The 14,985-nt window shown below is 46.7% G+C and carries 12 protein-coding genes and 1 other annotated feature; of the genes, 7 read left to right on the forward strand and 5 right to left on the reverse strand.

What is annotated here, in order from left to right; all coding sequences use genetic code 11:
- The first annotated feature begins 52 nt into the window (after positions 1 to 52).
- Positions 53 to 514, forward strand: a complete 462-nt coding sequence (locus tag DXA87_RS07905; protein WP_021905808.1) for a MarR family transcriptional regulator — start codon at positions 53 to 55, stop codon at positions 512 to 514.
- 516 nt (positions 515 to 1,030) lie between these two features.
- A complete protein-coding gene (locus DXA87_RS18130) occupies positions 1,031 to 1,531 on the forward strand; it encodes a hypothetical protein (protein ID WP_181968310.1) in 501 nt (166 codons plus the stop codon).
- 134 nt (positions 1,532 to 1,665) lie between these two features.
- On the opposite strand, the gene DXA87_RS07915 is transcribed toward DXA87_RS18130, so the two are convergent.
- Positions 1,666 to 2,187, reverse strand: coding sequence for a nitroreductase (locus tag DXA87_RS07915; RefSeq protein ID WP_117503766.1), 522 nt, complete (start codon positions 2,185 to 2,187; stop codon positions 1,666 to 1,668).
- Between the two features lie 204 nt (positions 2,188 to 2,391).
- Complete coding sequence (locus DXA87_RS07920; protein ID WP_117469960.1) at positions 2,392 to 3,702, reverse strand: hypothetical protein; 1,311 nt, start codon at positions 3,700 to 3,702, stop codon at positions 2,392 to 2,394.
- Between the two features lie 316 nt (positions 3,703 to 4,018).
- Between DXA87_RS07920 and tnpA the strand changes: the two genes are divergently transcribed.
- Together tnpA and DXA87_RS07930 are read left to right on the forward strand one after the other, a co-directional pair.
- Entirely contained in the window at positions 4,019 to 4,459 is a 441-nt protein-coding gene (tnpA, locus tag DXA87_RS07925) for an IS200/IS605 family transposase (protein ID WP_117503768.1), read from the forward strand.
- Positions 4,460 to 4,467: 8 nt separating this feature from the next.
- Positions 4,468 to 5,793: an IS200/IS605 family accessory protein TnpB-related protein gene (locus tag DXA87_RS07930; protein ID WP_117503770.1), complete on the forward strand. Its 1,326-nt coding sequence runs from the start codon at positions 4,468 to 4,470 to the stop codon at positions 5,791 to 5,793.
- Between the two features lie 343 nt (positions 5,794 to 6,136).
- Here DXA87_RS07930 and DXA87_RS07935 read toward each other — a convergent pair whose 3' ends face one another.
- From DXA87_RS07935 to DXA87_RS07945, 3 genes are all read right to left on the reverse strand, one after another.
- Complete coding sequence (locus tag DXA87_RS07935) at positions 6,137 to 7,963, reverse strand: DUF885 domain-containing protein (protein ID WP_117503772.1); 1,827 nt, start codon at positions 7,961 to 7,963, stop codon at positions 6,137 to 6,139.
- Between the two features lie 165 nt (positions 7,964 to 8,128).
- Positions 8,129 to 8,914 (reverse strand): alpha/beta hydrolase, encoded by a 786-nt coding sequence (locus tag DXA87_RS07940; RefSeq protein ID WP_117503774.1) that lies wholly within the window; start codon positions 8,912 to 8,914, stop codon positions 8,129 to 8,131.
- Positions 8,902 to 10,623, reverse strand: a complete 1,722-nt coding sequence (locus DXA87_RS07945; protein ID WP_117503777.1) for a DUF2156 domain-containing protein — start codon at positions 10,621 to 10,623, stop codon at positions 8,902 to 8,904. The genes DXA87_RS07940 and DXA87_RS07945 overlap by 13 nt, the downstream gene beginning before the upstream one ends.
- Positions 10,624 to 10,869: 246 nt before the next feature.
- Positions 10,870 to 11,112, forward strand: a binding site (T-box leader).
- Positions 11,113 to 11,340: 228 nt separating this feature from the next.
- Between DXA87_RS07945 and metG the strand changes: the two genes are divergently transcribed.
- The 3 genes from metG to DXA87_RS07960 all read left to right on the forward strand — a co-directional run bounded on the left by metG (position 11,341) and on the right by DXA87_RS07960 (position 14,964).
- On the forward strand, positions 11,341 to 13,317 hold the full coding sequence (metG, locus tag DXA87_RS07950; RefSeq protein ID WP_021905796.1) for a methionine--tRNA ligase: 1,977 nt from the start codon (positions 11,341 to 11,343) through the stop codon (positions 13,315 to 13,317).
- Entirely contained in the window at positions 13,318 to 14,106 is a 789-nt protein-coding gene (locus DXA87_RS07955) for a TraX family protein (RefSeq protein WP_117503779.1), read from the forward strand.
- Between the two features lie 81 nt (positions 14,107 to 14,187).
- Entirely contained in the window at positions 14,188 to 14,964 is a 777-nt protein-coding gene (locus tag DXA87_RS07960) for a TatD family hydrolase (protein WP_242998023.1), read from the forward strand.
- Positions 14,965 to 14,985: the final 21 nt, after the last annotated feature.

Below are 14,985 nucleotides of genomic sequence, written 5' to 3' on the forward strand. Positions count from 1 at the left end.
TCCGGGCTGCCAGAAGAGATCAGACAGCCCAGGGAGAAAGAGGATTCCGCTGTTGGACGATTATAAGGAACTGAATGAGATCCTGGTGAGATTATTCCGCAGCATCATGGATGTTGAGGAGAAAGCGATCATTACCCGGGAATTCCAGGATATAACAAATAACGATATGCATGTGATTGAGGCCATTGGTATAGGAACGCCGAAAAATATGTCCTCGATCGCGAAAAAGCTCTCCGTCACGGTGGGAACCTTGACGATCGCAATGAACAGCCTGGTTAAAAAGGGCTATGTGAAGAGAGAACGCGGTGAGGAAGACCGCCGGGTCGTATATATTTCGCTTTCAGATAAGGGCAAGAAGGCGTTTGTTCATCATGCAAGATTCCACAAAGAGATGATCACATCCATCATGGATGAATTTGATGATGATGAGAAGAAGATCTTGATCCGGGGTCTCACGAAACTGGATAATTGGTTTAAGAATAAGGAAGAAGAGAATAAAAAGAATCGAGAGTAGAAACGATAGACTACCAGCTCTTGATAAGATGTGTAAAAGGCAGATGTTCTTCAAAAGGATATCTGCCTTTTTGAGTATGCGCGCCATGGGCGCGCTCTAACGGTGAAGGTTCCGAACACGCCCAGATAGTGGGAAGTCTAATAACTATCACCTTTGTAGTGGCAGTGAATGCAAAATAGCAATTAAGAAAATAAAGTAAAAACAAAAACAACTTTAAGAAATTAAGAATAATTCACAAAACACATATTAATTTAAAGAGAGTCAATAGTTTACTCTGAACAAAATTTCCAGGCACATTGTAAAAAACAACTAAATGAACTGGCAAAATAGTCTGAATATATATGCATAATCGTTAATTGACAAATCCAATTATGGACAGTAGAATAAAACGCAATTACAGGAGCAGAAAAAACAAAAAGAAAAAAGATAACTGTTGAGCATACAATGGCGTATCAAAAGACGCATTGTGTGCTTTTTTATTTGTTTTTTCTGGATAGCAAGAAGGGAGAGGACAATATGAGAAAATTCATCGTAGGACGGTTACTTTCCATTATTCCAGTATTGATCATCGTATCCGTCGTTATCTTTTCAGTAGTGCACCTGACACCTGGTGATCCGGCAGCTTCTATTCTTGGCGCTGAGGCCACGGTGGAAGATATCGCGGCGCTCCGGGCGAAGATGGGGCTGGATAAACCTGTGGTAGAACAATATTTCGTCTGGATATATATCTGCACATTTTCACAGGTTCCGATTCCGTCCTTAAAGCTTTACTTTGGACCGAATTACGCGGGCTGGAACGATGATGAAACCCTGCAGAGTCTTTTAAATGACATGAATACCTCCACAAACATGGATGACGCGAAGGCGGCCTGGGAGAAAGTTCAGGAGTATTCCTGGGATTATCTGGCAGTCATCAATTTTGGTCATTATATTGCGAATTATGCATGGAATGATCATGTGAAAGGCTTAAATAATTACAGCGGACTCTACTTCTGGAATGCGGGGTACGTAGAGTAGATCAGCACAAAGATCCGGATAAAAATACCTGGCAGAGATGGATTACTTCACTCTGACCAGGTATTTTTGTGTCTGTAACTGGATGTGTATAAAGACTGGCGCCGCGGTGAACAGCGGCGCCGGAAAGTTTTTGCTTATTCGATATAGGCAACTTTTCCGATCCGCTCTTTCGGTTGGATCTCAGTATCCGGATCCGGATAGCCTAAAGCAGCCATCCCATAGACTACATGATCGGCCGGAATACCAAAATCATTTAAGATGTCACGGATCGCCGGAGTATCACAGATATTCTGGAGCTGGTTGATCCATACAGAACCGACACCGTAGGAGTGGGCAGCCAGAAAGATGTTTTCAAGGGCGCAGGCATCATCCTCTTTTCCCCAGATGCTGTCACGGAGGTTCGAGGGCATGATGATTGCCGTTGGGCAGTACATGTTGTAGCCGGGGCGGTCTAAGGTCGTCTCGATCGCGTCTGCCAGCCGCCTGATCGCTGTTTTATTTGTGATAACTGTAAATTTCCAGGTCTGTTTTCCACATCCGCTCGGCGCATGGAGCGCAGCCTGCACCAGATCATCCAGAATCTCTCTGGACACAGGTGCATCAGTGAATTTCCGGATGCTTCTTCTTGTCAGTATGTTGTTCATGATCTCATTCATTGAAAAGTCCTCCTGTTATGTTTGATTTATGTAATATGTTGTAACTGTTCAGTAGGTCTGCGCACTTGCTGCGCTGACCGTAAGAAAACATAGGCTGGAGGGCAAAAATCCCATCAGCGAAGCTGATATGGAATGGATTTTTGCGTGTAACTATGAAGGTACTGAATAGTTACAATATGTTTTGCAACAGGTTGCCGGGTGCAGCTATTCATGGATGATCCGATATACTTTCTGTGGTCTTCCCTTTGTTCCTTTCTGACGATGGTATAAGAGGGCGGCCATATGATAACGCACCATGTTATCCAACATTCGATTGGCGCTTCGAAGTGTGATATGGAGAATATCAGCCAGATCCTGGGAAGTAAAATCCGTATCGCCTAATATTTCCTTAGCTTTTAAAATTTTCTGAATGGTCAGGGTAGATAACCCTGTTTCTTCGGCCAGATTCAAAATCTGAGGGGAAACGTCACTTGAAAAGGCTACCAGTCTTCCATCTCCAAACAGACCGATCTTGTTTTTCTTCACATTGATCAGATAACTGTTATAATCCACTGTATTCATGGATTCTTTTAATGCATACAGGCTGTTGGAAACGGCATCCTGGAGACTTTCTCCTAATCCGTATCCGATACTGACGCGAAAATCACATTTTTCCTCGAGATACGTTTTCAACGTGCAGGTCTGAAAGTCACAGGTAAGCTTCTCCACGGAGTGGTGATTCGTAAACACCTGAATAAAATCATCCTGGTCTTCCTGCAGGAAGTCACAGAGATATTTTTTACTGTATGACATCAGGCACTTTTGGATTTTCTGCCTGTTTTCTTCTGTATTTGGATAAGGCTTGATATCGATCACCGCAGGGCGGTTTTTCTTCAGATTCTGGATCGTGATGTCATGCATCAGAAGCTCACTGCTCTTTAAAATATCGTCCTGATTACAGTTGACAAAGCGGCAATTTACACCTGCCTTTAAAAGGTCAGGAACGATCAGGCTTCGTCTGGACAGCGTGTATTTAACGGTTCCGCTCTTCCAGAGTTCAATGTGCTTATTTCGTTTTGCCTCCAGAGAATCCCAGATTTCATTGGGCGGCACCTGATTTATAAACTCCTGATTCTTTTCAAACCAGTCCTCAAATTTTCCCTGCCTCATTTTTTCAATCAGACTTTTTGCATTATCCGGACACATAACATCACAGAAATCAAAGTATCCATACTGCAGTGTAAAATCCTGATATTCGAAAATGACTCTGGTAATTTCGCGGTAGAAATTACTGATACCACATTCAATGTTCCGCATTGGTTTGTGCTTCGGGTAGGCTTTCTGAATGATCCGCATCGGGGCGGTTCCTCCGGCCAGAATTCCATCGTACTGTTCGGAGATCTGACGATATAGATCCACAACATGTTCATATGTATAGTACACATAAACATCAATAATATCTGCGAGGTCAAGTTCCTTCAGCTCTTTTTTATAAAAAGATTCCAGATACGACGTTGATAGTAACGCTATTTTCATTTTTTAGTCCTTTCGCTTCCAGCGCTTCTTGTTTTGTCAAGTTATATATTTAAAGCGCTTGTGCCAATAGTTACGGTTCACCCTAACCGTTTGATCCCTATAAAAACCCGAAACATATACTGGTAACAGTTTATCATAGCCATTTTAAAAAGTCCAATCTAAGAATTGCCATCCCCGGGTTTATTTTTACGCTGAAAATTGAAAAACGGCACACCGCATTCTCGTTACTTTAGTGATGAGTTAGGCGTGCCAACCCTTTTTGTAAAATACAGAACTAGTGTTTGCTATATATAGAAACATATGATATAATTAAAACATGGAAAAAGATATATTTACTATTAAGGAAAATGCACTTTCATATGGTAGAGGATATGTGTATTCTTTACAGTACCATCTTGTCTGGTGCACGAAATATCGAAAACAGGTTCTGAAGAATGGGATAGATGCAGAATGTAAAAGGATGCTGTATGAGCTTGCGAAGGAATACAAATTTAAGATTCTGGCAATGGAGGTTATGCCGGATCATATTCATTTACTTCTGGATTGTAAACCGCAATTCTTTATATCAGATATGATAAAGATTATGAAGGGGAATCTGGCACGTCAGTTATTTCTTTCGCATCCGGAACTAAAACAGGAGCTGTGGGGAGGACATTTGTGGAATCCATCCTATTGTGCAGTTACCGTGAGTGACCGAAGCAGGGATCAGGTAATAGCATACATTGAGGGACAAAAAGAGAAGGAAAAAAGAAAGTAGGAAACTTTATGCAGATTGTATCCAGCTATGGAGTAGAAATTAATAAAAAGAATATACCGCTCCGTGCGACACTGGATATTTTCCGGAAAGCAGTTTCCTATTTGATTCCGGTGTATGCAGAGACCTGGGAAGAACTTTCTGAAATCAGGAATCCACAAAAACGCTTTAATGAAGCGGAGCATCTGGTGCATGAAACAAAAAAGAATCATGCCCGATTTGCGTTTGACTGTCACTTTCCTAAGATGCCCTCCTATCTGAGAAGATCGGCGATCCAACACGCACTCGGAGCGGTGTCTTCCTATTACACACGGCTTGATCTGTGGAAAAAAGGAGAACTGAGGGGAAAGCCGAAGCTGGTCTGTGAGAATCATGCGATGCCGGTATTCTATCGGGATGTCATGTATAAGGAAGCAGAACCGGGAAAAGATGTGGCACATTTAAAGCTGTTTGATGGGCGTGAGTGGAAGTGGTTTCAGGTAAAATTACTTCATACCGATATGGAATATCTGCGAAAAAAATGGAATAGGAAAAAGGCATCTGCCCCTACTTTGGAAAAGAAACATCATAAATATTTCCTTCGGTTTTCTTATACGGAGGAAGTAAGCTTATCGAAAACAGCGATAAAAGAACAGGTAATATGCAGCGTTGATATAGGAATCAATACGGATGCGGTCTGCAGCATCATGCGTGCAGATGGCACTATCCTGGGACGGAAATTTATAAATTTCCCCAGTGATAAAGACCATTTGTATCATGTGCTTGGCAGAATCCGCCGTTTTCAGAGAGAACATTCCTCCGAACAGGTCCAAAGCCGATGGGATTATGCAAAAAGGCTGAATATGGAGCTGTCCCGCAAAATAGCTGCGGAGATCACGAAATATGCCGCAGAGTATCAGGCCGATGTAATTGTGCTTGAGTATCTGGAAATGCAGGGAAAAATATCCGGAAAAAAGAAACAAAAGCTTCATTTATGGAGAAAACGGGATATTCAGAAGCTGTGTGAACATCAGGCACATCGGAACGGGACTCGTGTGTCCAGAGTCAGTGCCCGGAACACCAGCAGGCTGGCCTGTGACGGAAGCGGAGCGGTAGTAAGAAATCAGGAGAACCATAGCCTATGCACCTTTCGGACAGGAAAACAGTACAACTGCGACCTGTCAGCAACCTATAATATCGGAGCGAGATATTTTATACGGGAGCTTTTAAAACCCTTTCCGGAAACGGAAAGGTCTTCACTGGAGGCAAAAGTACCTGCAGTGAAGCGTAGAACCTCCTGTGTTTATGCAGATTTAAGAAAGCTTCATGTAGAAGTAAACAACTTAAAAGCGGCATAACCACAGACAGATATCCAGCGGACTACCTGAAATGTGGAAACCAGCCGTATCCGGCATGGAAAAAGTGCGTATCCGCACGAATTCTAAGTTACAGGTGTATCCGCCGATATTTAGTCTTGCCGTTTAAAACGGCTGAGAAGCACGTGACTTTAGCCATGTGAGGTTCACACCATCAAACCGAGAACAGAAATGGTTTACCGTACGCTTGTGAAGCTGGAAGAAAAAGGATATTTCGCTTAAGTTTTAGAACATCCGATTAAAAAGAATGTGTAAATAAAGTGTGTAAGTTGAGGCAAAAACTTACACACTTTATTTTTTGAGTAACAGGGAATTTTTTTACTGGTTATACCTGTCGAAGCCATAATTTGAAGTATTTCCGTGTCACCGAAAACGGCACAGGACCGAGATCGAGAAGAAACTTATGGAATTCCTTCGCGGAAAATCGGTTCCCCAGCTTTTTTTCTGCTTCCTCCCGCATCTCCATGATCTCCACATATCCGCCGGCGTACTCCAGATAATTTGTGGGATTGTCGATCAGGGTCTGCCAGAGTTCTTCCACCAGCGCATCATCCGCGTCAAAGCAGGTGCGGACAAAGGCGGCAGCCCGGTCTTTTGACCAGCCGTCATAATTGATCCCGATATCTAAAAGTGAGTGAAAACAGAGAGAAAAGGACCGCATGGCGGCCTGATAAGCGCTGTTTTCTTCAGAAAGACCATTATCATAGAAGTAGGACAGCTGTTCTACATAAGTTGCCCATCCTTCATTTGCCCCGGAACAGGTGAGCAGGGCCGCCAGAGGATTGTGTGTGTGTTCCCGGAAATAGACGGTCTGGTAGAGATGACCGGGAAAGCCCTCATGGGCGAGTGTTGGGTACAGTTCGTCTTTTGCGCTGGTGCTGCCATTGTTGATATAAATCACATTCCGGGTGGGATCGTCAAGGGGTGCAGTAAGATAAAACGCTGGACTTAACGTAGATTCCAGCTGCGCGGGAACGTACCGGATCTCATATTTTTTTGAGGCTTCGGAAAGAACCGGGAAATCTCCGGACATCTGTGTCTGCAGATCAGCCAGAATCGCAGGTGGATCGGTAAGGCGGAAGGAGAGATCAGGACCTGTCTTTTTCGAAAGAGAAGAAATCGTTTCCAGATCTTTCTGCATCCGGTCAGACAGAGCTGCCTTTAATTCTTCTATATTATAAGAAAGGCCGGGACCGGATCGTAGAAGATATTCATAATACCGTCTGCCATTCCGGAATCCGCAGAGCCCACCTTCATTGATACCGCGTCCCTTTAATCCGGAGAGCCCATCGATCAGATGGCGGTAAGCGGGAAGAAACGAGTTCTTTATGACCTCAAGATGGCGGGAGCGGAAATTATTTTTCTGCTGTTCCGACAGGGAAATATCTGTGGAAAGAGAATTTAACCGTGTCTCAAAGGTTTCCGTGAGAAAATTGTTCACGGGATCTATGAGATAACTCTGACAGGATTCCAGGATCCGTTCAATCGAGGCATCAGATGGTCCGAGTCCGGCAGCCGCCTTCTGCTCTTCAAAGTAGAGGATATCCCCATAATAGGAATCAAGCTGGGAAAGCAGAGTGAGATAATCTTCCACATCCTGAAGCGAGTGAAAAGAATACTCCGCCAGCAGGATCGGAAGCTGTGCCTGGATCCCGATGGTGGGAGCGAGAGGCTGATCATAAAGTTCTAAACCTTCTGCCATCAGACCGGTCTCAATTCTCTCGAAAAGGGAGTCATAGAGGATCTGCTGGTCATCGGGCAGCATATGGGGATCAAACTCGGAGAGCTTTTCCTTCAGGTCATGAATCTCACGGCTGTTTTTTATGAGCTCCGACAGACGGTATGTACCGAGAGCAGCATCTTCAGCATCAATTCCATAATTTTCCGGGTGCAGAAGCGTATAGTGAAGATCCAGAGTGCCGGAAGACTCCATCTCTTTTCGAAACAGTTCCGTGCAGAAGGCGTCGAAATCTGCCTGAAGCTTTCGCTCCTCTTCGGAATGACCGGATCGGGTAGAGGAAAGAGCGTCAGAGGAATAAAATTCCCCGGTCTCCGGGGAAAGGGCCCGGGAGATCCGGTCATTCTGGCAGGCAGTAATGAAAACGGTCAAAACTAAAGCGGCAATAGCAAGGCGGAATGTTTTAAAAGCCATAGATCTTCGGACCTCCGAAAAATATTGGCTGACCAGGCGCGGAAGAAACAGCCATTTGGTTCAATATATGCTTTGCCGGTAAAAACAGAACTATACAGCGATAAAAAATGACCGACCGGTGGAGGTGCCGGGACTTATTGTTGAGAAAGAGAAAAGGGCTTATTGTTATGCTTGTGATTTGTCCAGAAAATCATGGATGATTTTCAAATAAAACGCTTTACACCCAAACATGGACGTATGGGTCGCCCCCTTGATCAAAACTAACTGCGCCCGGGGAATCAGCCGGGCCATAAGGCGGGAGTGGGAGACATTCACCAGATCTCTCGTTCCGGCGATCAGGAGAACCGGCGCCTGGACATTTTCAAGCTGCTCCCGGGACATCATGGGAGAATTGCAGAGCAGGGAAGCGAGCTGTTGATGACGGAAAAGACATGAAAGGATGCAGGAAGCGGCAGGATTTTTTTTGCAGATTTCCCGGAACAGACTTGTCGCCGCTTTCAGACAGAAGTATTTCCCCACACAAAAAGCCCGGACAGGAAGAATCAGCCCATCCGGTGAGACATTTCCACTGATGGCAATCACGGCACGAGTCCGATCCGGAAACAGGGATGCGAATTCCAAGGCGATATTTGCCCCATCGCTGAATCCAAAAAGAATACAGGTCGGGATATGAAGGATATCCAGAAGCGCTGCTGCGTCCCTCGCCATATCTGTGGTAGTGAACTCTGATTCCGCGTATTCCGGCTTGATCCGTGAGCGCCCGTGGGCGCGGCTGTCCATGAGAATGACACGGTATTTCATGGACAGCTTTTTTTCGTAATAATCAAAGATCAGGTGCGTCTCCGCGTTTCCGTGCAGCATTAAGATGGGAGTGCCGCGCCCGCTTTCCTTATAATAGATCCACACCTGAGGCGTATCCGCCATTCCCTGACGGCAGGTCATTTTTTCCATTTGTGCAGTTCTCCCTTAAGAAGAGTCAGAATGTAACCGCGGATCCCGTGTGGATTCTGGATCTCGACAGCGGCGTAGAGCATGCCCGGTGTCGGATATTTCGGAAGATATGCGTAGTAGGACGGAACCCATTCGGTGGGGCTGTACTTTTCTTTCGCGCGGTAAAGATCCCGGAATCCATAGCAGGCATTTAAGTGGTCATAGATAAACTGCAGAAGACGTTCCATCGGATTTTTGCTCTCGGCACTTAATCCTGCCAGAGGGGCAACACCGAGGCTGCCATAGCCGATGCCTTCTTCCTTGAATACCTGAAATGCCTCGTATATGATCGTCTCCATGACTCCGCTGGGCGCGTCTTTCCCGTGCCTTGTCACATCTGCCATGTAGCCGTTTTTTCCAAGAAATGGAACAAAGACGATAAAGGCAACCATTTTTCCATCAGAATTTAATGCGTAGAAATAACGCTTATCCATCGGATCCTCAAGCCCTACGGTACCCATGGTGAACTGGAGCATGCCGCTCTTCTTGCCATCCAGCCATTCATCGGTGATCCGGTCGAATTCCCGGTCAAGAGCCGGATTGCGTTTCTCAAGGACCTTGTATTCATGGACGGTGACACCGGCTTTTGTGGCATGGTTGATGTTCATGCGCATTTTCGCGCCTTTTTTGCCGCTGATCTCGTAATCGGTGAGTTTGAAACGCGCTTCCTCACCGCTCTTTACAAGACCGAACCCCTGCTTTTCGTATTCACTGAGATAATAGTCAGTCAGGCCGAGAAAGAAGATATTGTGGGCGCTGTTCTGACAGAATTCTCTGAATTCCGTCAGGAGAGCCGGAAAGTCCTCATCTCTGCACACAGGATCACCGTTTACGACGATGGTGTCACCGACAGTTCCATAAGGAAGCACGCCATAGACTGAGTGACCAAAATACAGGCATTTGTCATCCTCCAGTGCAAGATAGGAGCAGGGATTTTGGCTGTAAAGATTTAAAAGTGTTCTGGCATGCTGGATTTCCTGGGATCCGTGGGCCTGTTTCTGAATCCACGGGCGCACGGCACAGAGAATAGCGGCGAGAATACAGCCCCAGCTGAACCAGAACAGGACGAACTCCGTTCCATGGCGGTCAGCCATAGACGCGGGAAGACTTCCCATGCCGAAGATCATACTGATTCCCAGAGTGAAGCTGTCGGCAAAGGAGACAGAAGCACCGTCCGCGGTTCCGAGCCGCATATAGTGCCAGGTGATCCCTACATTTATGAGGACACCGATGATGGCAAAAAGTGCCAGAAGCAGTGTTTGTCGGCGGTTTCCGCGTCCGGCCGGGCAGCAGAAATCTTTCCGCGTGATGAAAAACAGGATAAATAAGAAAAGGTCGAGAATCATGATCCCGTTGTGCAGCGGATGTCCCATTCCGATGAGTCCGCGCAGAAAATTGAGGACAAAGATCCCCACGGAGATTGTCCATGCGTTCTGTTTTCTCTTCCATAACTGCAGGGACAATACGAAAAGAACAATGGAAAAGGCACGCTGAACCATGCGCCCCATCTCAAAGGATCCCTGCATGGCCTTCGAGATCCTGGAAAACGGGAAAAAGGTTAAAAGGAACAGGAAAAAGGAAAAGACGGCGAGCAGAAGGATCGTGATATTTTCGCCCCGGATCCGGAGCTGTCTTGCGCGTTCCTGATTGTTAAGTAATGTATGATTCATAAGCTCATTTCTCCAGAGTTAAGAGATGCCGCAGATCCGCAGGATACCGATGCAAAGATCTGTGAAAAAGTTTTTTGGTAACCACAGTGTAGTCTTTTGCGGATAAAAAATCAATAAAAATATTAGAGTTCATTTATGCGATGGTTTAGATGAAGATGCATGGCTGAACTGCAACATAAAACGCCGGAAAAACAAACGATACCTTGACAAATTTATTCGAACAGGATAGACTAAAGGCATCATATGGAAAAAGCTTGGAAGGGAAGAGTATGCCGAAAGGAAGCTTTCAGAGACCCCGGTTGGTGAGAAAGGGGAGCAAAGAGGCGGCAGAAGATGGTCCCGGAGCTGTGCAGGTGAAAGCGGAAACCGTGTTAGCCTGTGCCGGAAGCGCCCGTTAGCGTGTCAGGCTGTTTTTGACAGTCGGTGAGGGCGATGACCGTGAGGCACCGCCGAATTTAAAGTGGTAACACGGGGAGACTCGTCTTTAATAATTAAAGACGGGCTTTTTTTATTTGACAGGAAACTCCGAAGGAACGTCCTGTTAAACAAAAGGCACGAATGTGCCCAAAACGCACACTTGTGCGAGGTGGCAGGTTGGCGTAAACGGCCGCGCAAGGGCTCTGAAAGTGCCAGGATCCATTTGTATAGATGCAGCAGCATAAAACACCGGCAGGAGAAAAGCCGTAAAAAGAGATAAAAAACAGGAGGAATCAATCCATGTGTACAAACTGTAAGAAACCATACTACATTTCCACAGCGATCGCCTATACATCCGGCAAACCGCATATCGGAAACACTTATGAGATCGTATTGGCGGACGCGATCGCACGCTACAAGAGAGAACAGGGCTATGACGTTTACTTCCAGACAGGAACCGACGAGCACGGTCAGAAGATCGAGTTAAAGGCTGCGGACGCAGGCGTGACTCCGAAGGAGTTCGTTGACAACGTAGCAGGACAGATCAAGGAGATCTGGGACCTCATGAACACTTCCTATGATAAATTCATCCGTACCACAGATGATTACCATGAGAAACAGGTCCAGAAGATCTTCAAGAAATTATATGATCAGGGCGATATCTACAAAGGACATTATGAGGGACTTTACTGCACACCGTGTGAGTCCTTCTGGACTCCGTCCCAGGTCGTAGACGGAAAATGCCCGGACTGCGGACGTCCGGTACAGCCGGCAAAGGAAGAGGCATATTTCTTCCGCATGAGTAAATATGCTCCGAAGCTTATCGAGTACATCAACGAGCATCCGGAGTTTATCCAGCCGGTATCCAGAAAGAACGAGATGATGAACAACTTCCTGCTTCCGGGACTTCAGGATCTTTGCGTATCCAGAACCTCCTTCAAGTGGGGAATTCCGGTCACTTTTGATCCGAAGCACGTTACCTATGTATGGCTTGACGCGCTGACCAACTATATCACGGGAATCGGATATGACTGTGACGGAAACAGCGACGAGAAGTTTAAGAAATACTGGCCGGCAGACCTTCACCTGATCGGTAAAGATATTATCCGCTTCCATACCATTTACTGGCCGATCTTCTTAATGGCTCTCGGTCTTCCGCTTCCGAAGCAGGTATTCGGACATCCGTGGCTGTTACAGGGCGATGGCAAGATGAGTAAGTCCAAAGGAAACGTCCTCTATGCAGATACGCTCGTTGACTTCTTCGGTGTAGATGCAGTCCGCTACTTCGTACTTCATGAGATGCCGTTTGAGAACGATGGCGTGATCTCCTGGGATCTTATGGTTGAGCGCATGAACTCTGATCTTGCCAACATCCTTGGAAACCTTGTAAACCGTACCGTTTCCATGACAAATAAATATTTTGGCGGAATTGTCGAGAACAAGGGCGCTGCAGAGCCGGTGGATGAAGAGTTAAAGGCAACCGTTCTTGAGACGGTCAAGAAAGTAGACGAGAAGATGAACAAGCTCCGCGTTGCAGACGCGATCACAGAGATCTTCAATATCTTCCGCCGCAGCAACAAATATATCGATGAGACAACTCCGTGGACACTCGCAAAGGACGAGGCAAAGAAGGACCGTCTTGCAACCGTTCTTTACAATCTTACAGAGGCGATCACCATCGGTGCGTCCCTGTTATTCTCCTTCATGCCGGAAACTTCTGAGAAGATCCTCGCTCAGTTAAACACAGAGAAGAGATCGCTGGAGAACATGAATACCTTCGGTCTGTACCCGAACGGAAACAAGGTTACAGAGAAGCCGGAGATCCTGTTTGCCCGTATGGACATCAAGGACGTTATGGAGAAGGTTGAGGCCATGAAGGCAGCAGCCGCAGCAGAGAAACAGGAAGAAAAGAAGGAAGAAGAGAAGCCGGGCATGGACGTTGAGAAGAAGCCGGAGATCACATATGATGATTTCGCAAAGCTTCAGTTCCAGATCGGTGAGATCGTGAAGTGTGAAGAGGTTCCGAAGTCCAAAAAATTACTTTGCTCCCAGGTTAAGATCGGTTCTGAGACAAGACAGATCTTAAGCGGAATCAAGGCATGGTATAAACCGGAAGATATGGTCGGCAGAAAGGTTATGGTCGTTACGAACTTAAAACCGGCGAAGCTCGCAGGCATGTTATCGGAAGGCATGATCCTCTGCGCGGAGGATGATGAGGGCAACCTTGCATTAATGACACCGGCAAAGGATATCAAGTCCGGTTCTGAGGTCTGCTAAGTGAAAGTGCGCTTTTGCTTTTCGGCGGAACAGATAAAAAACATTGCCCTGGTCAGCATGGTCATCGACCATGCGGCCGTTGGGCTTATTGAACAGTCAGAACTGGCTTCGGGCGTTGCCTGGAGTCTCTGTGGGACAGCCATGCGCCTTGTGGGGCGTGTGGCTTTTCCTCTCTTTGCGTTTATGATCGCGGAGGGTGCGGCGCATACGAGAGACCGGAGATGGTATGCGCTGAGGCTGCTTCTGCTGGCAGTTATTTCGGAGATCCCCTTTGATCTTGTGGCGGGGGGAACATGGCTTTTTCCGGCGGATCAGAATACGGTGTTCACATTACTTCTGGGACTTCTGGCAGTCTGGGCTGGAGATCTGATCTGTGGGACCGGATCTGGAGTGTCATACGGAAACAGGAAAAAAACAGGAGATGGCGGCAGGAAGGCGGTAGGACAGAGGAGATTTCCGTTGGAATATGAGCGGTATATCCGGGTTCTGGCGGCGGTTCCTTTTGGACTGGCGGCTTATTGTCTGAAAACGGATTATGGTTTTATGGGCGTACTGCTGATCGTTATATTGTATACATTGCGCACGGAACCACAGCTTCGCACGGCTGTCTGCATTGTGTTTTTATTTTGTATGTATATGGATTTCTATGGCGCTGCGGCTTGCGTTGCAATTTTCCTGATAAACCGTTACAATGGAGAAAAAGGCGGTGGGAACGGAAGGATTTTCTATCTGTTTTATCCGTTGCATCTGCTGGTGATCCGGGGAATCAAGATGGCTGTGGGACTGTAAAAAATGAGATTGTGTAAAAAGTCATACAGATGCCGGCACCGGATGAAAAAGAAAACGACATATGACTTGAGGACAGAAAGAATGGACTATATTTTTGACACACATGCCCATTACGACGATGAGGCATTTGATGCGGACCGGGAGGAAGTCCTCGCGGGATTAAAAGAACAGGGAGTCGGAACCGTTGTGAATGTCGGCGCGAGCATTGCATCGACAAAAACAACTCTGGCATTAGCTGAGACGCATTCCTTCATGTATGCGGCGGTGGGTGTGCATCCGAACGAGACGGCGGAGCTTACGGACGCGGATATGAAGTGGCTGGAATCCCTGGCAGAGAATCCGAAGGTTGTGGCGATCGGTGAGATCGGTCTTGACTATTACTGGGACGAGCCGGAACGGGAGATCCAGAAACACTGGTTTTCGGCGCAGCTTGAGGTCGCAAAGAAGACGGGACTCCCGGTGATCATCCACAGCCGTGACGCGGCGAAGGACACGTTAGATATTATGAAGGTGGAACACAACGGTGCCACCGGCGGCGTGATCCACTGCTTCTCCTATGGAGTGGAGATGGCGAGAGAATACCTGAATATGGGATATTATATCGGGATCGGCGGAGTGCTGACCTTTAAAAACGCGAAAAAACTGATCGAAGTGGCAGAATATGCGCCGCTCGACCGGATCGTTCTGGAAACGGACTGTCCGTATCTGGCCCCGGTGCCGAACCGGGGAAAACGAAATTTCTCCGGAAATCTTCCGTATGTAGTGGAAAAGCTGGCGGAGATCAAGGGCGTTTCCGCGGAAGAGATCATCCGGGAGACGGCGAAGAACGCTAGAGCGCTGTATCGGATCACAGAGTAGGAGTTTCGGGACGATCAGACC

Origin of the sequence: Desulfotomaculum sp. OF05-3 (genome assembly GCF_003435535.1) — a bacterium.
GTDB lineage: Bacteria > Bacillota > Clostridia > Lachnospirales > Lachnospiraceae > Pilosibacter > Pilosibacter fragilis.